The organism is Bradyrhizobium sp. UFLA06-06 (genome assembly GCF_054820065.1).
Map to the genome: position 1 here is coordinate 113,449 of NZ_JADFUD010000011.1, position 20,350 is coordinate 133,798.

At 65.2% G+C, this 20,350-nt stretch carries 19 protein-coding genes; 10 read left to right on the forward strand and 9 right to left on the reverse strand.

What is annotated here, in order from left to right; genetic code table 11:
• Window positions 1-79 precede the first annotated feature (79 nt).
• The 4 genes from mdh to IF803_RS12470 form a co-directional block, all read right to left on the reverse strand.
• Window positions 80-1,048 carry a malate dehydrogenase gene (gene mdh, locus IF803_RS12455; protein ID WP_038384693.1) on the reverse strand — a complete coding sequence of 323 codons (969 nt, stop codon included), beginning with the start codon at window positions 1,046-1,048 and terminating at the stop codon, window positions 80-82.
• A 211-nt stretch (window positions 1,049-1,259) separates the two neighbouring features.
• Window positions 1,260-2,447: a cell division protein ZapE gene (zapE, locus tag IF803_RS12460; protein WP_461192320.1), complete on the reverse strand. Its 1,188-nt coding sequence runs from the start codon at window positions 2,445-2,447 to the stop codon at window positions 1,260-1,262.
• A gap of 221 nt (window positions 2,448-2,668) precedes the next feature.
• Window positions 2,669-3,205, reverse strand: a complete 537-nt coding sequence (thpR, locus tag IF803_RS12465; protein WP_092121595.1) for an RNA 2',3'-cyclic phosphodiesterase — start codon at window positions 3,203-3,205, stop codon at window positions 2,669-2,671.
• 166 nt (window positions 3,206-3,371) lie between these two features.
• Window positions 3,372-4,031 (reverse strand): arylesterase, encoded by a 660-nt coding sequence (locus IF803_RS12470; protein ID WP_461192360.1) that lies wholly within the window; start codon window positions 4,029-4,031, stop codon window positions 3,372-3,374.
• A gap of 55 nt (window positions 4,032-4,086) precedes the next feature.
• On the opposite strand from IF803_RS12470, the gene IF803_RS12475 reads away from it, so the two are divergent.
• From IF803_RS12475 to IF803_RS12485, 3 genes are all read left to right on the forward strand, one after another.
• Window positions 4,087-4,806, forward strand: coding sequence for an ABC transporter ATP-binding protein (locus IF803_RS12475; protein ID WP_028336302.1), 720 nt, complete (start codon window positions 4,087-4,089; stop codon window positions 4,804-4,806).
• Between the two features lie 13 nt (window positions 4,807-4,819).
• Complete coding sequence (locus IF803_RS12480; protein WP_461192321.1) at window positions 4,820-7,390, forward strand: ABC transporter permease; 2,571 nt, start codon at window positions 4,820-4,822, stop codon at window positions 7,388-7,390.
• Between the two features lie 234 nt (window positions 7,391-7,624).
• A complete protein-coding gene (locus tag IF803_RS12485) occupies window positions 7,625-8,416 on the forward strand; it encodes a Bax inhibitor-1/YccA family protein (protein ID WP_021078796.1) in 792 nt (263 codons plus the stop codon).
• Between the two features lie 391 nt (window positions 8,417-8,807).
• On the opposite strand, the gene IF803_RS12490 is transcribed toward IF803_RS12485, so the two are convergent.
• The 3 genes from IF803_RS12490 to acnA all read right to left on the reverse strand — a co-directional run bounded on the left by IF803_RS12490 (window position 8,808) and on the right by acnA (window position 13,367).
• Complete coding sequence (locus tag IF803_RS12490; RefSeq protein WP_028340822.1) at window positions 8,808-9,179, reverse strand: DUF2794 domain-containing protein; 372 nt, start codon at window positions 9,177-9,179, stop codon at window positions 8,808-8,810.
• Between the two features lie 544 nt (window positions 9,180-9,723).
• Entirely contained in the window at window positions 9,724-10,485 is a 762-nt protein-coding gene (locus IF803_RS12495) for a DUF1223 domain-containing protein (RefSeq protein ID WP_461192322.1), read from the reverse strand.
• A 161-nt stretch (window positions 10,486-10,646) separates the two neighbouring features.
• Complete coding sequence (acnA, locus tag IF803_RS12500) at window positions 10,647-13,367, reverse strand: aconitate hydratase AcnA (RefSeq protein ID WP_461192323.1); 2,721 nt, start codon at window positions 13,365-13,367, stop codon at window positions 10,647-10,649.
• 240 nt (window positions 13,368-13,607) lie between these two features.
• On the opposite strand from acnA, the gene ccmA reads away from it, so the two are divergent.
• From ccmA to IF803_RS12525, 5 genes are all read left to right on the forward strand, one after another.
• Window positions 13,608-14,210 (forward strand): heme ABC exporter ATP-binding protein CcmA, encoded by a 603-nt coding sequence (ccmA, locus tag IF803_RS12505; protein WP_461192324.1) that lies wholly within the window; start codon window positions 13,608-13,610, stop codon window positions 14,208-14,210.
• Entirely contained in the window at window positions 14,207-14,875 is a 669-nt protein-coding gene (gene ccmB, locus IF803_RS12510; RefSeq protein WP_018269392.1) for a heme exporter protein CcmB, read from the forward strand. Before ccmA ends, ccmB begins: the two co-directional genes overlap by 4 nt.
• 89 nt (window positions 14,876-14,964) lie before the next feature.
• Entirely contained in the window at window positions 14,965-15,744 is a 780-nt protein-coding gene (locus tag IF803_RS12515) for a heme ABC transporter permease (RefSeq protein WP_411782905.1), read from the forward strand.
• A gap of 4 nt (window positions 15,745-15,748) precedes the next feature.
• Complete coding sequence (gene ccmD / locus IF803_RS12520; RefSeq protein ID WP_461192325.1) at window positions 15,749-15,928, forward strand: heme exporter protein CcmD; 180 nt, start codon at window positions 15,749-15,751, stop codon at window positions 15,926-15,928.
• Complete coding sequence (locus tag IF803_RS12525) at window positions 15,925-16,518, forward strand: DsbE family thiol:disulfide interchange protein (protein ID WP_304498118.1); 594 nt, start codon at window positions 15,925-15,927, stop codon at window positions 16,516-16,518. Before ccmD ends, IF803_RS12525 begins: the two co-directional genes overlap by 4 nt.
• Window positions 16,519-16,705: 187 nt before the next feature.
• Here the strand turns inward: IF803_RS12525 and IF803_RS12530 are convergent, their stop codons facing one another.
• Both IF803_RS12530 and ftsY read right to left on the reverse strand, forming a co-directional pair.
• The gene (locus IF803_RS12530) at window positions 16,706-17,308 is read right to left on the reverse strand and encodes a septation protein A (RefSeq protein WP_304498117.1); all 603 of its coding nucleotides are present in this window, start codon (window positions 17,306-17,308) and stop codon (window positions 16,706-16,708) included.
• A 61-nt stretch (window positions 17,309-17,369) separates the two neighbouring features.
• Entirely contained in the window at window positions 17,370-18,317 is a 948-nt protein-coding gene (ftsY, locus tag IF803_RS12535) for a signal recognition particle-docking protein FtsY (protein ID WP_304498116.1), read from the reverse strand.
• A 49-nt stretch (window positions 18,318-18,366) separates the two neighbouring features.
• Here ftsY and IF803_RS12540 point away from each other — a divergent pair, with 49 nt between their 5' ends.
• A complete protein-coding gene (locus IF803_RS12540) occupies window positions 18,367-19,068 on the forward strand; it encodes an RluA family pseudouridine synthase (protein ID WP_461192326.1) in 702 nt (233 codons plus the stop codon).
• Window positions 19,069-19,173: 105 nt separating this feature from the next.
• A complete protein-coding gene (locus tag IF803_RS12545) occupies window positions 19,174-20,313 on the forward strand; it encodes a DUF2336 domain-containing protein (protein WP_461192327.1) in 1,140 nt (379 codons plus the stop codon).
• The last annotated feature ends 37 nt before the right edge of the window (window positions 20,314-20,350 follow it).

Sequence of the window (20,350 nt, forward strand, 5' to 3'; positions counted from 1 at the left end):
CTAAAAAATCCGCCGGAATTTCATCGCCTTGCACCCGATAGACGATTGAAACCGCCTATCGGGTCATTGCCATTCGAGATTACTTGCCGAGCAGATCGGGCGCGATCTTCTTGCAGGCGTCGACCAGGCCCTGCACCGCACCGACCGACTTGTCGAAAGCCTCGCGGTCCTTGCCCGCCAGTTCGATCTCGACGATGCGCTCGACACCCTTGGCGCCGACCACGACCGGCACGCCGACATACATGTCCTTCACGCCGTACTCGCCGTTGAGATAGGCGGCGCAGGGCAGCACGCGCTTCTTGTCCTTCAGATAGCTCTCGGCCATCGCGATCGCGGACGCGGCCGGCGCGTAGAATGCGGAGCCGGTCTTGAGCAGGTTGACGATCTCGGCGCCGCCGTTGCGGGTGCGATCGACGATCTCATCGATGCGCGTCTGCGAGGTCCAGCCCATCTTGACGAGGTCGGGCAGCGGAATGCCGGCGACAGTCGAGTAGCGGGTCAGCGGCACCATGGTGTCGCCATGGCCGCCGAGCACGAAAGCGGTGACGTCCTCGACCGAGACGTTGAATTCGTCGGCCAGGAAATAGCGGAAACGCGCGGAGTCGAGCACGCCGGCCATGCCGACCACCTTCTTGTGCGGCAGGCCCGAGGCCTTCTGCAGCGCCCACACCATGGCGTCGAGCGGGTTGGTGATGCAGATGACGAACGCGTCGGGCGCGTACTTCTTGATGCCGGCGCCGACCTGCTCCATGACCTTGAGGTTGATGGAGAGGAGATCGTCGCGGCTCATGCCGGGCTTGCGCGGCACGCCGGCGGTGACGATGCAGACCTTGGCGCCGTCGAGCGCTTCATAGGAATTTGCGCCGACCAGATTGGAATCGAAACCGTCGACCGGCGACGACTGCGCGATGTCGAGCGCTTTGCCCTGCGGCACGCCCTCGGCAATATCGAACAGCACGACGTCTCCGAGTTCCTTAAGGCCGACGAGGTGCGCCAGCGTTCCGCCGATCTGTCCGGAGCCAATCAGAGCAATCTTGTCGCGTGCCATGGGAAATCAGTCCTTTGAACTGTGTACGGGAGGGAGGGAAGTCGGTTGCAAGGGTGGTTATCCCTTTCGAATGATCCATTCAAGTCGCGGCCTGCCCGATTGCGGGCCCTGCCTGGAATTCGATCAGGCATGCCAGCAACATCCGCCCCGGAGACACGAAAAGTTGCTCCGAACCGGACCGCGCGCAAGACGAAATTTCGAGGCTGAAATTTCAGGTCTCGACCAGGCCGGTCGACGCGCCGCTCGCGGAGGAGTCCTTCCGACCGTGCGGCAGCGCCAGGTAGGATTCCGAACTCATCTCGATCAGGCGCGAGGACGTGCGCTTGAACTCCATCGCTTCGACGCCGTCGGTCGCAAGGTACAGCGACACCGGATCGGCCTCGGCCGAGGCCATCAGCTTCACGGCATTGTCATAGAGCGTGTCGATCAGCGAGATGAAGCGCTTGGCGGCATTGCGCTCGGCGTAGTCCATCACCGGAATGTGGTCGATCAGGATCGTATGGTAGTCGTGCGCGAGCCTGAGATAGTCGGACGCGGCCAGCGGCTTCTCGCAGATGTCCATGAAGCTGAAGCGCGCGACGCCGTGCGCCGAGCAGGGCACGTTCAGGATGCGTCCCTTGATCGGAATGAGGCGCGCCTTGCACGGGGCATTGCCGGTCATCTTGCGCCAGGCCGCGTTGAGCGCGGCATCGGCCGCCTCATCCGCGGGCACCAGCCACATCTTGACGCCGACGAGTTTCTCCAGCCGGAAGTCGGTGCGCGCATCGAGCCGCAGCACGTCCATGTGGTCGGAGATCTGCGCGATGAACGGCAGGAACAGCGCGCGATTGAGACCGCCCTTGTAGAGATCGTCAGGCGCAACGTTCGACGTCGCGACCACCACGGTGCCGAGATCGAACAGCTTTGCGAACAGCCGGCCGAGGATCATCGCATCCGCAATGTCGGTGACGTGAAATTCGTCGAAGCAGAGCAGCCAGGCTTCGTCGAAGATCGCCTGCGCGGTGAGTGCGATCACGTCGCCGTCCACGATCTCGCCGCGCGCGATCTGCTGGCGGTAGCCGTAGATGCGCTCGTGCGCCTCGGCCATGAATTCGTGGAAGTGCGCGCGGCGCTTGTGCTCGACCGGGCTCTGCTGGAAGAACAGATCCATCAGCATGGTCTTGCCGCGACCGACCTCGCCGTGGACGTAGAGCCCGCGCGGCGGCTTGTCGTCCTTGTCGCCGCCGAACAGCCGCCCGAACAGGCCCTGCTTCCGCTGCGGCTTGTAGCTCGCGAGCCGCTCATCCAACGCGCCGAACGCCTCGGCGGCGCGGGCTTGCGCGGGATCGGCCTCGATCGCGCCGGAGGCGACCAGGGACTTGTAGTGCTCGAGAAAGGAACTGGGCGAGGTGGACAGCATGAGCCCACCTTACGGCCCTAGTGCGCGGCAAATTGCAAGTCGTGAATTGTGCCGGTGGGTATGCACTTTCCTCTCCCTCGCCCCGCTCTTGCGGGGAGAGGGCTGGGGTGAGGGGCTCTCACCACCCGACGCGCTCTATCGACGGACCTGTACCCCCTCACCCGGATCGCATCTTCGATGCGATCCGACCTCTCCCCGCAAGCGGGGCGAGGTGAAGAGGCTCACGCGCAGAGCGCGTAGGAATCCTCGACCACATAGGGGCCGCCGCCTGTCGACGCGCGCGACGAGAACAGCACGAAGCGGTCCGCCATGAAGCTGCGGCTCGGGAAGTAGCCGCGCACCGACAGATAATCCGCGACGTCCTGGCTCGACGCGTCATGCAGACGCGCCAGCGTGACATGGGGCGTGAATTTCCTGCCCTCGGGATCGAGCCCCATCCGCTGCATCATCCGCTCGAGCTCGGCCTGCAGTTCGATCAGCGGCCGGCTCGGCTCGACGGCGGCAACCACCGCGCGCGGCTTGCGTCCGCCGAAGCTCGACAGGCCCTGCAATTTGACCTCGAACGGTTTTCGGTTCACCCGAAACAGCATCGTCGCGATCTCGTTGGCCCAGAGGCCATCGATGTCGCCGATGAAGCGCAGAGTGACGTGATAATTTTCGGGATCGATCCAGCGTGCGCCGGGAAGGCCGCCACGCAAATTGGAAAGTGTCTGGCCGATCTCGGCCGGAATTTCCAGTCCAGTGAACAGACGCGGCATCGCATTAATCCTCGATGCTTGGCGCGGGTTTTGGGAGCCCGCACCCTGTAACAGCCCGGTGACGAATCACCGATGCCTATTTGTACCCGAGATATGTGACTCTGCGAAGCATGACCCGTTAACAGCTCGTAAACCTACGGACACAACCCGGCTCGCTGCCTGCGTTTCAGCTGCGTTGCCCTGATATTGCGCCGAGAAATGCCTCCACCGTGGGCAGGATATTCTTCACGATGATGTCCACACCTTCCGCCTTCGGATGCATGCCGTCAGCCTGGTTGAGCTTGGCATCGGCAGCAACGCCATCGAGGAAGAACGGATAGAGCCGCACGCCAAGGGACTTCGAGAGATCCGGATAGATTGCGTTGAACTTCGCTGCATACTCACTGCCATAGTTCGGTGGCGCGAGCATGCCGCACAAGAGCACGGCGATCTTGCGCGCCTGCAACTTTGTGATGATGTCGGAGAGCGCGGCACGCGTGACGGCGGGATCGATGCCGCGCAAGGCATCGTTGGCGCCGAGCTCGACGATCACGGCATCGGTTCCATCAGGCACCGACCAGTCGAGCCGCTCGCGGCCGCCGGAGGCGGTGTCGCCGGACACCCCGGCATTGCTCATCTCGACCTTTATCCCCTTGGCTTCCAACGCCTTTTGCAGCCGGATCGGGAACGCCGCCGGGCCCGGGAGGCCGTACCCGGCGCTCAGGGAATCGCCCAGTACCACCATCTTGATCGGCTTCGCCGGGCCTTTCTCCGGGCCGTTCTCCGGTCCTGGCGTCTGCGCGCTGGCCGCCGTCATCAAGCCCATAAGCAACACGAGTATGTGCACGAAGATTCTCAACCGGCCCTCGACCGCAGCCGCGGAAGTGCCATATGACCGAACCATGGACAGTCTCATCGAATCCTCTTCACTGACCGACGTCGAGCCGGACACCATTGCCGTCAGGAACGTCAATCTCTCGCTCGGCACCGGCGCGGCACGGGTCCATATCCTCAAAGATATCAGCCTTCGTGTGGCGGCGGGTGAGGCCATCGGCCTGATCGGCCCGTCGGGCTCGGGCAAGTCGACCTTGCTGATGGTGATGGCGGGGCTCGAACGTCCTGACAGTGGAGAAGTGGTCGTCAACGGCACCTCGTTCAATGCCCTCGATGAAGATGCGCTGGCGCGCTTCCGCGGCCGCCAGGTCGGCATCGTCTTCCAGTCGTTCCATCTGATCCCGACCATGACGGCGCTGGAGAATGTCGCGGTGCCGCTCGAACTCGCCGGCAATCCCGATGCGGCCGCGCGCGCCGCGCAGGAGCTGCAATCGGTCGGGCTCGGCGAGCGCTTGCATCACTATCCGACGCAACTCTCCGGCGGCGAGCAGCAGCGCGTCGCGATCGCGCGCGCGCTCGCGCCCGATCCCGCGATCCTCGTTGCCGACGAGCCGACCGGGAATCTCGACGAGACGACGGGCAAGCAGATCGTCGACCTGCTGTTCACCAAGCACGCCGAGCGCGGCATGACGCTGGTGCTGGTGACGCACGATCTCGCGCTCGCGCAGCGCTGCGACCGCGTCGTGCGGCTGCGCTCCGGCCGCATCGACGGACAATCAACTACATGAGCTTTGCCACCACATGAGCATTGCGTCAGAAGTCGCGCTGCAGGGCCGCGCGTCGTCGCTTGCCTTCCGTTACGCGCTGCGCGAATTGCGCGGCGGCCTGCGCGGCTTCTACGTGTTCATCGCCTGCATCGCGCTCGGCGTGATGGCGATTGCCGGCGTCGGCTCGGTCGCCGCCAGCCTTGGCGACGGCCTGTCGCGCGAGGGACGCACGCTGCTCGGCGGCGACGCCGCGTTCTCGCTGATCTCGCGCGAGGCCAAGCCCGGCGAGGTCGCCTATCTGCGCACGCGCGGCGAGGTTTCGATCGCGGCCACGCTCCGTGCGATGGCGCGCAGCAATGACGGCAAGCTGGCCCTGGTCGAGCTCAAGGCGGTCGACGGCAAATATCCGATGCTCGGCGAGCTGACGCTCGAGCCGAACATGCCGGTCGCCGATCTGCTCGCCGAACGCGACGGCGCCTATGGCGCGGCCGCCGATTCGACGTTACTGGCGCGGCTCGACCTGAAGCTCGGCGACCGCGTCACCATCGGCAGTGCGACTTACCAGATCCGCAGCGTGGTGGTGGCCGAGCCCGACAAGCTCGCCGGCGGCGTCGGCCTCGGTCCGCGCTTCCTGATCAGCGAAGCCAGCCTGCACGCCACCGACCTGCTGCAACCGGGCAGCCTGGTGCGCTGGATCTACCGGGTGAAACTGCCTGACGGCGCCAACGACGATCGCGCCACCACCGCGCTGATCGACGGTGCACGCAGCGCCGCGCCGGAGGCCGGCTGGGAGGTCCGCAGCCGCAGCAATGCCTCGCCGCAGCTCGAACGCACGATCAGCCGCTTCACCCAGTTCCTGACCCTGGTCGGCCTCGCGGCGCTGCTGGTCGGCGGTGTCGGCGTCGCCAACGCGGTGAAGAGCCATATCGACCGGCGCCGCGACGTCATCGCCTCGTTCAAGGCGCTCGGCGCCACCGGCCGCGACGTCTTCACGATCTACTGCACGCAGGTGGTGGTGCTGGCCGGGATCGGCTCGGTGATCGGGCTCGTGCTCGGCGCCGCGCTGCCCTTCGTCATCGTCGGCCTGTTCGGCAAGCTGCTGCCGCTGCCGGTGGTGCCCGCGCTGCATCCCGACGAGCTCGCGCTGTCCTTCATCTACGGCCAGCTCACCGCGCTGGCGTTCGGGCTGTGGCCGCTCGGCCGCGTGCATGACGTGCCGGTCGCCGCGCTGTTCCGCGAGACCGTCGCCAGCGAGTGGCATCGCCCGCGCTGGAGCTATCTGGCGCTGATGGCCGTGGTGATCGCGCTCCTGATCGGCGTCGCGATCGGGCTTGCCTATGACAAGCGGGTCGCCGCCGTGTTCGTCGCCTCGTCGATCGCGGTGTTCCTGCTGCTGCGCGGAATCGCCGAGCTCCTGATGGCGGTGGCGCGGCGGCTGCCGCGCAGCCGCATGACCATGCTGCGGCTCGCGATCGCCAACATCCACCGGCCGGGCGCGCTGACGCCGTCGGTGGTGCTGTCGCTGGGGCTGGGGCTCGCGGTGCTCGTCACCATCACCCAGATCGACGGCAATCTGCGCCGGCAATTCCTCGCCGCCCTGCCCGAGCGGGCGCCGTCGTTCTTCTTCATCGACATCCCCTCCACCGAAGCCGACCGCTTCAATGCCTTCCTGGCCAAGATCGCCGCCGGCTCGACCGTCGAGGACGTGCCGATGCTGCGCGGGCGCATCGTGGCCGCGCGCGGCGTCAAGGCCGACCAGCTCAAGCCGTCCGTCGATTCGGAATGGGTGCTGCAGAGCGACCGCGGCCTGACCTATACCGGCGAAATCCCCAAGGGCTCGAAGATCGTCGAGGGCGAATGGTGGGGACCGGACTACAGCGGCCCCCCGCTGGTCTCGATGGAGAAGAAGATCGCCGACGGCCTGTCCCTGAAGATCGGCGACGAGATCGTCGTCAACGTGCTCGGCCGCGACGTGCCGGCGAAGATCGCCAACCTGCGCAACATCGACTGGCAGGGCCTCGGCATCAATTTCGTGCTGGTGTTCTCGCCGAATGCCTTCAAGGGCGCGCCGCACAGCCATGTCGCGACCCTGACGGAACCACACGCCGATTCCGCCGACGATGCGCGCATCATCAAGCAGGTCGCCGACGCGTTCCCGATGGTGACCAGCGTGCGGGTCCGCGAGGCGCTGGAGACGGTCGGCAGCGTCGTCAGCAATCTGGTGCTGGCGATCCGCGGCGCCAGCGCCGTGACGCTGATCTCGGCGATCCTGGTGCTCGGCGGCGCGCTCGCCGCCGGACACCGCCACCGCGTCTATGACGCCGTGATTCTCAAGACGCTCGGCGCCACGCGGGTGCGATTGCTCGGCGCCTACGCGCTGGAGTATCTGATGATCGGTTTTGCAGCCGCCGTGTTCGGGGTGATCGCCGGCTCGATCGCGGCCTGGCTGATCGTGACGCGGCTGATGACGCTGAGTTTTGTCTGGCAGGCCGGCAGCGCCGCGCTGGTCGTGGTCGCCGCGCTGGTCGTCACGGTCGGACTGGGGCTCGCCGGGACGCTGCTCGCGCTAAACCAGAAGCCGGCCTCAGTGTTGCGGAATTTGTGACAAAATGTAGCGGCGCGAGCGCCGTTTTTGCCTGTAACGCTAGGGTAGAGCGACATTCGGCCGCGCGTGGAAGCTTGCGTCGGATGTGTTAATTTCCCACATACCAATCGGGTCGGATAGTCGGTTTGAATGACACGGAATTAATGTTCCGCAAACCGAGCCATCTGAGATAGATTTACGACCGGCGCCGCAAATCCCTTGCGCTCCACCGGGACCAACCACGGGAATTCGACCATGTCGGACCTAGACCGCAACTACGCTTCTCCTTTCGGCCGGGCCGCCGGGCGCATTGACGCTGCGGCCGTCGACGCCGGTCTGCGCGCCTACATGCTGCGCATCTACAACTACATGAGCATAGGCCTGGCCATCACCGGCCTTGCCGCGCTCGGCGTCTACATGGGTGCGGTGACCACTGACCAGTCCGCCGCCGTCGCCAAGTTCGGCAACGCCTATCTGACGCAGTTCGGCTATGCGATGTTCGTGAGCCCGCTGAAGTGGCTGTTCATCCTCGCCCCTCTGGCGATGGTGTTCGTCATCTCGGCCGGCATCAACCGCCTGCAGCCCGCGACCGCCCAACTCCTGTTCTGGGTGTTCTCGGCGCTGATGGGTCTGTCGCTGTCGTCGATCTTCCTGGTGTACACGCACACCTCGATCGTGCGCGTGTTCTTCATCACCGCGGCGACGTTCGGTGCGCTGAGCCTCTACGGCTACACCACCAAGCGTGACATGAGCGGCATGGGCTCGTTCCTGTTCATGGGTCTGATCGGCATCATCATCGCGAGCCTGGTCAACCTGTTCCTGGCGAGCTCGGCGCTGCAGTTCATCGTGTCGGTGGTCGGCGTGCTGGTGTTCGCGGGCCTCACCGCCTGGGACACCCAGCGGCTGAAGAACGACTACATCTACGGCTACGCCTCGCAGGGTGGCGTGATGGCAGAGCGTGCGGCAATCACTGGTGCGCTGTCGCTCTACCTGAACTTCATCAACCTGTTCACGCTGCTCCTGCAGCTGCTCGGCCAGCGCGACTAAGCGCCTCCAGCGAGCCGATCGATCCAGCCTTGCAATCCAAGCCCCGGCTATCCGGCCGGGGCTTTTTCTTTTGCGCGGAGCAGGATGTGGCGTAGCCCGGATGAAGCGCAGCGCAATCCGGGGCAAGTTCATCCATGGCTTCGGCCGTCCCGGATTTCGCGAAGCCTGTCATCGGGCGCGCGTTCGCACGACCCGTTGGCTCCATCCGGGCTACAAGCTTTTCGTTTGCGCGAGGCAAAAATAGTGGCGAGGCCGCGCGAGGGCCGCACAACTGCGCCGGCGGATTAGCGGATTTGTAGCCCGGATGAGCGAAGCGATATCCGGGGAAGCTGTACCCGGGTGGTGAGATCCTCCCGGATGTCGCTTCGCTCATCCGGGCTACGAGAAATCCCTACACCAGCGACAGCTTGCGGTCGATCACGAACAGCACGCGTTCCAGTTCATGGCCGCGGCGCAGGATCAGGCCGGTCGCGGAAATCACGCTGTACATGCCCTGCTTGCGCGCAAGCCGGGGGTCCTTCTCGATCCGGTAGATCGGCACTTCCGACGCGCGCCGGAACACCGAGAACACGGCTCGGTCCTTCAGGAAGTCGATCGCATAATCGCGCCACTCGCCGTCGGCGACCATGCGGCCGTAGAGATTGAGAATGCGGTTGAGTTCAAGTCGATTGAAAGTCACGCGGTTGGGCTGAGGGGTCGCGGCGGCGGTGCGCGCCGCGGCACGACTCCCGCTCGGATCGGTGTCCTCCGAGATCAAACTCATCGAGCGCCTCCTGTCACCTCGGCGACGATCGGGTTCCGAAGGCCCCTCTTCGGGATCGTCACGAGAGTGACATGATCGCGCTAAGCGAGCGTGCCCGCAAGGGGCCAATCGCAATGCAACCGGGCCCTAACCACGGCCGCGCGCGGCGGATTGTCCGGAAAACCGCAGAGTCACGGGAACGTTAGCGGAATCATATTGCTGCCCCACTTCCGCCCATCGCCCGCCCCGCTGCCCTGCGAAAAGGAAATCCTGCGTTGGCCCGGTCCTTTCGGTTCCGGATTCCTCAGCCCCCAGCCCCCCGGGGCCGTCGGGATCGGGCCTGTTCGCAGGGGAGTTAAATCCCAACACTGGGCCAACGAAAGTTGGTCCTTTTTGTTTTTGGGACCTGCGCAAGCGAGACGCGCGCAAAACCCCGGCGCTTTCCTTTCGGCAAATCACTGAATGCAGGTTCGTCGCCATGCGCGGCTGCACGACAACATGCGTGCGGTCCAACGGCCGCGCCACGGGCGGAAGCCGGCGCATCGCGCCTTACCGCAGCAAGGCTCTAGTGAAGCGAGGTGAAGGCAGCGCCGAGCATCGGGCCCGGCTTGTCGCGGTTGCCGTCCTGGACGTACACCGCCGCAGCATCGACACCGTCACGCGTGATGTTCTCCAGCGGCACGGTCCAGCTCCCGGACGAACCGTTCCAGTCCCCGACCTTGAGGAGATTGCGCACCACGTTGTGGTAGGTGATCTCGCGGCCGCGGTTCTCGCCGCGCGCGATCGAGATCGGCACCGACTTCGAGATCGAGCAGATCCAGACCTCGCCGCGCGACACTGCGGGCGACTTCGACGCGGCGACCGACACGTTGATCTGCTTGCCGGTCAGCGTCATCGTCACCGGCACCGACATCACGCTACCGCTCCTTTCGGTGCTCTTGATGGCGTCCTCGATACTGGCGCGGTCGCTGCCGATCACATGCGCGGAGCCGTTGATCACGGCCTGCGGCGTGTAGACGTCGCGATCGCCGCGCACATGCGAATAGGCCTTCTGGCGCGCGCTGAAACGGGAGTCGGCCAGCGTGTCCTTCCAGCCGAGATAGTCCCAATAGTCGATCGGCATGCTCAGCGCGATGACGTTGGGGTCCTTCGCGAGGTCACCGATGATCTTGTCCGCGGGCGGACAGGACGAGCATCCCTGCGAGGTGAAGAGTTCGACGACGGCACGCGGATCGGCGTGGGCGGGGCGGATGATCGCGACGATTGCGCAGATACCAAGGGCGCTGGACCATCGCGAGATAGAATTATAGGCCATCATCGCTGTCATACTGCGAACCAGTCGTGATGATTTCCATCCGTAATTGTACGGAGCATGAAGTCTGTCCCTGAACTTGCGTGCCCCAAAACGCGAGAAAGCGGCCTTTTCATAGGCCGCCTTCTTTTTAGTCGCTACTCACTAAGCGGTGAGGCACCGATCACAAATCCGCGTTAGGCCGCGAGTTTGCGCAGCACATAATGCAGGATGCCGCCGTTGCGATAGTAGTCGAGCTCGTCCAGCGTATCGATGCGGCAGAGCAGCGGCACATCCTTCTTGCCGCCGTCGGCGGAGACGATTTCGGCCGTCAGCGTCTGGCGGGGCTTCAAATCGCCCTGCAACCCGCGGATCGTGACCTTTTCGTCGCCCTTGAGGCCGAGCGAGGACCACGACGTGCCGTCCTGGAAGGTGAGCGGAAGCACACCCATGCCGACCAGGTTGGAGCGATGGATACGCTCGAAGCTCTGGCAGATCACCGCGCGCACGCCGAGCAGACGGGTGCCCTTCGCGGCCCAGTCGCGCGACGAGCCGTTGCCGTATTCGGCGCCGGCGAACACCACCAGCGGCACGCCTTCCGCCTGGTACTTCATCGCGGCGTCGTAGATCGACATCTGCTCGCCGTCGGGCCAGTGCTTGGTCAAACCGCCTTCCGGAATATTGCCGTCGGCGCCCTTCAGCATGAAGTTCTTGATGCGGATGTTGGCGAAGGTGCCACGCATCATCACTTCATGGTTGCCGCGCCGTGTGCCGTACTGGTTGAAGTCGGCGGGGCGCACCTGGTGCTCGCTGAGGAACTTGCCGGCGGGCGAGGTCAGCTTGATCGAACCGGCCGGCGAGATGTGGTCGGTGGTGATCTTGTCGCCGAACATCGCGAGGATCCGTGCATCGACCACGTCGACGATCGGCTCCGGCTGCTTCTTCATGCCCTCGAAATAGGGCGGGTTCTGCACATAGGTCGAGCTCATGTTCCAGCGATAGGTCTCGCTTTCCGTGGTCTTGATCTTGCGCCAGTTGGTATCGCCCTTGAACACGTCGGCGTACTTCTTCTTGAAGATCGTCGCGGTGACGTACTTCTTCATGAAGGCATTGATCTCCTTGGCGGTCGGCCAGATGTCCTTGAGGAACACCGGCTTGCCGTCCTTGCCGATGCCAAGCGGCTCAACCGCGAGATCCTTGGTCACGGTGCCGGCGAGCGCATGCGCGACGACGAGCGGCGGCGAGGCGAGGTAGTTCGCCTGCACGTCGGGCGAGACGCGGCCTTCGAAGTTGCGGTTGCCCGACAGCACGGCGGCGGCGACGATGCCGTTTTCGTTGATCGACTTCGAGATATCTTCCGGCAGCGGGCCGGAATTGCCGATGCAGGTCGTACAGCCGAAGCCGACGAGGTTGAAGCCGACCTTGTCGAGATCGGCCTGCAGGCCGGAATTGGCGAGATACTCCGCCACCACCTGGCTGCCCGGCGCGAGCGAGGTCTTCACCCACGGCTTGGCCTTGAGGCCCTTGGCGGCGGCCTTGCGCGCCAAGAGGCCGGCGCCGATCAGCACGCTCGGATTGGAGGTGTTGGTGCAGGAGGTGATCGCCGCGATCACGACGTCGCCATGGCCGAGATCGAAGTCGCGGCCCTCGACCGCATAACGCTTCTGCTCGCCCTCGGGCTTCTTGTATTCGCCGACCAGCGCGGTCGCGAAACCGGTCGACACCGCCGGCAGCGCGATGCGGCCTTCGGGACGCTTCGGCCCGGCCATCGACGGCACGACGTCGCCGAGGTCGAGCGTCAGCGTGGTGGTGAACACCGGATCGGCCGACTTGGCGGTGCGGAACAGGCCCTGCGCCTTGGCATAGGCCTGCACCAGCTTGACGCGATCGGCCTTGCGGCCCGAGGTCTTCAGGTAATCGATGGTCGCGGCATCGACCGGGAAGAAGCCGCAGGTCGCGCCGTATTCGGGCGCCATGTTGCCGATGGTCGCCTTGTCCGCGACCGAGAGATAGTCGAGGCCCGGGCCGAAGAACTCGACGAACTTGCCGACCACGCCGAGCTTGCGCAGCATCTGGGTGACGGTCAGCACGAGGTCGGTCGCGGTGACGCCTTCCTTGAGCTGGCCCTTGAGCTTGAAGCCGACCACCTCAGGCAGCAGCATCGACAGCGGCTGGCCGAGCATGCAGGCCTCCGCCTCGATGCCGCCGACGCCCCAGCCGAGCACGGCGAGGCCGTTGACCATCGTGGTGTGCGAGTCGGTGCCGACCAGCGAGTCGGGATAGGCGACCTCGAAGGTGCCGGTCTTCCGGCCGACCGTCATCTTCTCCTTCTTGGTCCACACCGTCTGCGCGAGATATTCGAGATTGACCTGGTGGCAGATGCCGGTGCCGGGCGGCACCACCGAGAAGTTCGAGAACGCCTTCTGGCCCCACTTCAGGAACTCGTAGCGCTCCTGGTTCTGCTTGTATTCCTCGGTGACGTTCTTCGCGAACGCCTTGTTGTCACCGAAGAAGTTGACGATCACCGAGTGGTCGATGACGAGATCGACCGGCACCAGCGGGTTGATCTTCTCGGCATCGCCGCCGAGGTTCTGCATCGCGTTGCGCATCGCGGCGAGGTCGACCACGGCCGGGACGCCGGTGAAATCCTGCATCAAGACGCGCGCCGGGCGGAACGCGATTTCGTGCTCGAGCTGGCGCTTCTTCAGCCACTTCGACACCGCGACGATGTCTTCCTTCTTGACGGTGCGGCCGTCCTCGTTGCGCAGCAGGTTCTCCAGCAGAACCTTCATCGAATACGGCAGCTTCGAAATCCCCTTCAGTCCGTTCTTCTCTGCCTGGGGCAGGCTGTAATAGACGTAGGACTTGCCGCCGACCTTCAGGGTCTTGCGGCATTTGAAGCTGTCGAGCGAGGTCATGCGAGGAATCCCAATTCTCAGTTATACCCGGCAAGGGTAACTAAACACCGGCGATCGGCACTGGCCAAGGGATGGCCTGGGGTGGGTTGCGGCCGCCGATTGTGTGTGCTGCATCAAGTTCCGGGCTTATAGAACCTTTCTAGAAGCACCGCCACACCGACAAGCGTGCGACAGCGTTGCGCGACCCAAAAATTCTCACGCGGTAGCGAAAGATTTCAGAGGGCTGTGACAAGACGAACCATGCGGCTCTCGGGACGAAATCTGAAATGCGTGCGCGGCGGACGCGAGGTGTTTTCCGGCCTCGACCTGTCGGCCACAGCCGGCGAGGCGCTCGCCATCACGGGCCCCAACGGCGCCGGCAAGACCTCGCTGCTGCGCGTCCTCGCCGGGCTATTGGTTCCCGCCGAGGGCTCGGTCGCGCTCGAAGGCGGCGACGCCGAGCTCAGCCTGCCGGAGCAGGCCCACTATCTCGGCCATCGCGACGCCCTGAAGCCGGCGCTCAGCGTTGCGGAGAATCTGTCCTTCTGGCGGGAATTCCTCGGCGGCGAGACACAGGACGCCGACGACTGCCTTGCTGCGGTGGCGCTCGACCACGCCGCGCATCTGCCGGCGGCCTACCTCTCCGCCGGCCAGCGCCGCCGCCTGTCGATCGCGCGCCTGCTCTCGGTGCGGCGGCCGGTGTGGCTGCTGGACGAGCCGACATCGGCGCTCGATGCGGCCGGACAGGCGCTGTTCGTCGGGCTGATGCGCGACCATCTCGCACTGGGCGGCCTGATCGTCGCAGCGACGCACCTTCCGCTCGGCATCGATGCGCGCGATCTGCGGATGGGAGGCGCGGCATGAGCGCGCTTGGCGCCTTGATCCGGCGCGACATCCGCATCGCGCTGCGCGTCGGCGGCGGCGCGCTGATCGGCGTGCTGTTCTTCCTCACCGTCACCGTGCTGATGCCTTTTGCGGTCGGGCCGGATCTGGCGCTGCTGTCGCGGCTCGGCCCCGCCATCCTCTGGCTCGGCGCGTTGCTGGCGAGCCTGCTCACGCTCGACCGGCTGTTCACGGCCGACCACGAGGACGGCTCGCTCGACCTCATCGTGATGAGCCGGACGCCGCTGGAACTCGCCTGCGCGGCCAAGGCACTGGCGCACTGGATCGCGGCGGGCCTGCCGCTGATCGTCGCAACCCCGGTGCTCGGCCTGCTGCTCAATCTCGACGGCACCGCGACGCTTGCGGTTGCCGCGACGCTGCTGGCGGGAACACCGGCGCTGACCTTCACCGGCATGATCGGCGCGGCCCTGGCGGTGACGCTGCATCGCGGCGGGCTATTGCTCGCGGTGCTGGTGCTGCCGCTGTCGATCCCGGTGCTGATCTTCGGCGTGGCGGCCTCGCAGGCCGCGATATCGGGGCCCCTGCCCTTTGGAACACCGTTCTCGATCCTCTGCGCGCTGTCGCTTGCCAGCCTCGTGATCGGCCCCTTTGCCGCCGCCGCGAGCCTGCGGCACGGGCTGGACTGACTGGTCCAGATCAAATCGGACCCGATCAAATCTCGCCGAGAGGAAATCGGCCAATTGCCTGCGACACATCGGACGATTATCAGGGTGCCATGACGCTGACCGACCTCGCCAATCCGACCAAGTTTCTGGCGCTGACCGCGCGCATCCTGCCGTGGCTCGCCGGCGTGACCGCGATCCTGCTCGCGATCGGGCTCTACCAGTCGGCGATGGCGCCCGACGACTACCAGCAGGGCGCCACGGTAAAGATCATGTTCATCCACGTTCCAAATGCGTGGCTGTCGATGTTCGTCTGGGGCGTCATGAGCGTGGCCGCGCTCGGCACGCTCGTGTGGCGGCATCCGCTCGCCGACGTCGCCGCGAAGGCCGCCGCGCCGATCGGCGCCGCCTTCACCTTCCTTGCGCTCGTCACCGGCTCGCTGTGGGGCCGGCCGATGTGGGGCACCTATTGGGAATGGGATGCGCGCCTGACCTCGGTCTTGATCCTGTTCCTGATGTATCTCGGCCTGATGGCGCTGTGGCGCGCAGTGGAGGACCCGTCGCGCGCGGCAAGAGCGGCGGCGGTGCTGACCCTGGTCGGGGCGATCAATATCCCGATCATCAAATTCTCGGTCGACTGGTGGAACACGCTGCACCAGCCGGCCTCCGTGCTCCGGATGGGCGGATCGACCCTCGACAAGGCCTTCCTGTGGCCGCTGCTAGTGATGGCGATCGCGTTCTCGCTGCTCTTCATCACCTTGCACCTGGCGGCGATGCGCAACGAGATCCTGCGCCGGCGCGTGCGCAGCCTGCAGATGATGCAGGCCAGCCGCGTCTCGTTCACGACTGGTTCGCGCGATCAAAGCGCGTCAAACGAAATTGGAGCGGCGTGACACGATGGCGCTTGGTCCCTACGCCTCCTTCATCGTGACGTCCTACGCGCTGGTCGCGGCGGTCGTGCTGCTGTTGATCGTCTGGATCATCGCCGACCATCGCCGGCAACAGTCGCGTCTCAGGGAGATCGAGGCCAGCGGCGTGACGCGCCGCTCCGGCCGCAGTGCGGCGGACATCAGATGAGCGATCAGGCGACCAACGGCCCGCCGCAAGCCCGCCGCCTGCTGGTGGTGCTGCCGCTGCTGATCTTCCTCGGCCTCGCCGGACTGTTCCTGCTGCGGCTCTTTGGCGGCGATCCCTCGAAAATCCCGTCGGCGCTGATCGGCCGGCCGGCGCCGCAGACCGCCCTGCCCGCGCTCGACGGCCTGGTGCGGGACGGCGCGCCTGTCCCCGGTCTCGATCCCGCCGCCTTCAAGGGCAAGGTCTCGGTCGTCAATGTCTGGGCGTCGTGGTGCGTGCCGTGTCACGACGAGGCGCCGCTGCTGACCGAGCTCGGCAAGGACAAGCGCTTCCAGATCATCGGCATCAACTACAAGGATTCGCCCGAGAATGCCCGGCGCTTCCTCGGCCGCTACGGCAATCCGTTCGGCATCGTCGGCGTCGACGGCAACGGCCGCGCCTCGATCGAATGGGGCGTCTATGGCGTGCCCGAAACCTTCCTGGTCGGGCGCGAGGGCACCATCGTCTACAAGCTGGTCGGCCCGGTGACCCCGGACAACGTCAACAGCGTGCTCAAGGCCGAGATCGAGAAGGCGCTCGCGGCGGGCAGTTAGCCACAGCGGCTTCTCGGCCCTCACCTCTCCCCGTTCTTTACGGCGAGAGGTCGAAATTCGCGCGAAGCGGGAATTTCGGGTGAGGGGCTTTGGACGGTGTTTGTCACAAACTCCGAGCCTATCCGTGGAGAGACACCTCACCCCAACCCTCTCCCCGCAAGAGCGGGCCGAGGGAGCAGAGTGCTGATCACCCCTTCCGCACGTCGCCCGCGTCGGCCTCGCTCGCCTCCAGCGAGACCGGCTCGAGGTGATAGCGCTTGGTCAGCGGCATCTGGGCGATGGCGAAGATCATGGTCAGCGGCGTCACCCCGAACACCTTGAAGTTCACCCAGAAATCCGTGGTCTGCGTGCGCCACACGAGCTCGTTGAGAACCGCCATGCCGGCGAAGAACAGCGCCCAGCGCATGGTGAGGATGCGCCAGCCCTGCGGCGTCAGGTTGAACACCTGGTCGAACATGATGGCGATGAAGGAGCGGCCGAAGAAGAGCCCGCCGCCGAGCACGGCCGCGAACAGGCCATAGATGATGGTCGGCTTGAGCTTGATGAAGGTCTCGTCGTGCAGCACCAGCGTCAGGGTGCCGAACACAAGGACGATCGCGCCGGTCACCAGCGCCATGATCGGCACGTGCCTGGTCACCACATAGGATGCGATCATTGCGGCCACGATCGCCACCATGAACGCGCCGGTCGCGACGAACAGATGGTACTTCGCGTTGGCGATAAAGAACACGAGCAGCGGCCCGAGTTCGGTCGCCAGCTTGAACAGCGGATGCGGCTGGGTCTTGTCCATCAACTCTCTACTTTGATTTGAGGCATGACCCGATCCGAAAACCGGTGTCCACTTTTCGGGGTCATGCCTCGATTCCAGCAATTGCCTTGGCAAAATCCTTCGCCGTGAAGGGCGCGAGGTCCTCGACGCCTTCGCCGACGCCGATGAAATGCACCGGCAGCTTGTGCTTCTCCGACAGCGCGACAAGGATGCCGCCGCGCGCCGTACCGTCAAGCTTGGTCATCACGAGCCCGGTGACGCCTGCCGTACGATGAAACGCCTCGACTTGCGACAACGCATTTTGTCCCACCGTGGCGTCGAGCACGAGCAGCACCGCGTGCGGCGCCGACGCATCGACCTTCCTGATGACGCGCACGACCTTTTCGAGCTCGTTCATCAGCTCGGATTTGTTCTGCAGGCGGCCGGCAGTGTCGATCAGCAGCACGTCGCGCGCCTGCTCCTTCGCCGCGGTCAGCGCGCTGAAGGCAAGGCTCGCCGAATCCGACCCCTGGGCGCCAGCGATCACCGGCGACTTGGTGCGCTCGCCCCAGACCTTGAGCTGCTCGATTGCCGCGGCACGGAAGGTGTCGCCGGCGGCCAGCATGACCTTGCGGCCCTCTGCGGAAAATTTCGCCGCCAGCTTGCCGATCGTCGTGGTCTTGCCGGAGCCGTTGACGCCGACCACCAGGATGACGAACGGCTTTTTTCCGGCATCGATCTCGAGCGGCTTCGCCACCGGCGACAGCACCTTCTCGACCTCGGTCGCGACCACGTCCTTGACCTCGTCGGCCGAGATCGCCTTGTCGTAGCGCCCTTTGCCGACAGCCTCGGCAATGCGGACCGCGACATCGGTACCAAGATCGGCGCGCAGCAGCACATCCTCGATGTCATCGAGCATGGCCGAATCGAGCTTGCGCTTGGTGACGAGGTCGGCGACCGCGGTCCCGATCGAACTCGAGGTCCGCTTCAGGCCGCCTTTCAGCCGCTGCCACCAGCTCTGTTTTGGAGTTCCCGCAGTGGTATCGTTCATGGCGCGGACGTGTTAGCCGTTTCGGCCCATAAACGAAAGTCTCGACGAATTGATCGATGTTCCCCAATTGACCGCGGAAGAAATCCTGGGCCGCGTGCTCCACCGCGACGGGCTGATGCTGGTGATCGACAAGCCGGCCGGCCTGCCGGTGCATCGCGGCCCGAAGGGCGGGCCCAATCTGGAGGCCTCGTTCGACGCGCTGCGGTTCGGCCTGCCGCGGCCCCCGGTGCTGGCGCATCGGCTCGACAAGGACACGTCAGGCTGCCTCGTCCTGGGCCGCCACCGCAAGGCGACCGCCTCGCTCGGGCTGTTGTTCAAGCACAGCAAGATCTCGAAGACCTATTGGACCGTGGTCGAGGGCGGCCCTGCCGAGGATGAAGGCACCATCGACATCCCGCTCGGCCGGCTCAATGCCGAGCGCGGCTGGTGGCAGAAGCCGGACCCGGATGGCCAGAAGGCGATCACCAACTGGAAGGTGCTGGGGCGTGGCGACGGCCTCACCTGGCTCGCGATGGAGCCGGTCACCGGCCGCACCCATCAGCTGCGGGTGCATTCGGCGGCGATGGGCTGGCCGATCGTCGGCGACAATATCTACGGCAACGGTCCGCGCTTCGGCGAGCCGACCTTGCATCTGCATTCCCGGGAGATCGGCATCCCGATCTCCAGGAACAAGGACCCGGTGCATGTGGTCGCGCCGGCGCCCGAACACATGCGGGAGCGGCTCAAGGCCTGCGGCTGGAACGGGCAGTAGCCTCCGTGATTTTACGGACAATTATCCTTTACGGAACATTCAGGCCGATCGGATAGTCCTGCAGGCGGCTTAGAAAAAGCGCGCCGCGACGGCTCAGGACGAGCAATGCTGAATGATGGGCAGGCAATTGTCGACGAGGTCGAGGCTGCGATACGCGCCGGCTCCGCCGATAAATGCCTGGCCACGGCAAGGCGCGTCACCAGCCTTTTCCTCGCATCCGCCGGCAAGTTCAACAGCGAACAGATCGAGCTGTTCGACAACGTGCTCGAGCGTCTGGTGAAGACCATCGAGTTGCGCGCGCTCGCCGACATCAGCGCCCGGATGGCGCTCACCGACATCAGCGAGCAGCTCGCACCGGTCGCCCAGGCACCGCCCGCGATCATTCGCCGTCTCGCCGGCAATGACGAGATCAGGATCGCGCGGCCGATCCTGCAGGAATCGTCGCGGCTCAGCGCGGACGACCTGGTCGAGATCGCACGGACCAAGAGCGAGCAGCATCTGCTCGCTGTCGCCGGCCGCTGGTGGCTGAAGGAGGTCGTCACTGACGCGCTCCTGGCGCGTCGCTTTGCGAGCGTGAGCCACCGCCTGGTCAGCAATCCCGGCGCCAAAGTATCGCCCGGCGGATTTGCCGTCATCCTTGCACAGGCCGAGCACGATCCGGTGCTTGCGGTCGAGACCGGCATTCGCGCGGACCTGCCGTCGGAGCTCCGACTTCAGCTCCTGCGCCGCGCAACGGAAGAGGTTCGCGGCCGTCTGCTGGAACGCGCCCCGCCCTATCTGTTCGAAGAGATCCGGCACGCGATCGCGGCGGTCGCCGCCGGCGTCGAGCGCGATATGTCGCAGGTCCGCGACTTCACCGCGGCCAAGCGCCATGTCGCGAAGCTGAAGGATGACGGCGAGCTCAACGAAACTTCGCTGCTCGGTTTCGCCAGGCAGCGCAAATATGAAGAGACCATTGTTGCGCTGGCGGATCTTGCGCGGTCTAACATCGAGGTGATCCGTTCCCTGATGCAAAGCCTGCGCAGCGAAGGCCTGCTGGTGCCGTGCCGGGCGGCAGGCCTGAGTTGGGAGACCACCGCCGCGGTGATGGAATGTCGCTATACCACCGGCTCCATGGGACCGGTCGAGCTCGCCCATGCGAGGAGCCAGTTCACCAAATTGACCCGCGAAAACGCCGATCGCCTGCTACGGTTCTGGCAGGTTCGCGCGTCGCAGCCGGCAAGGCCGGGCGCGCGCACGCACTGAGTGCGTCATGCGCGATGCGCATGTAGAGATTCAACCT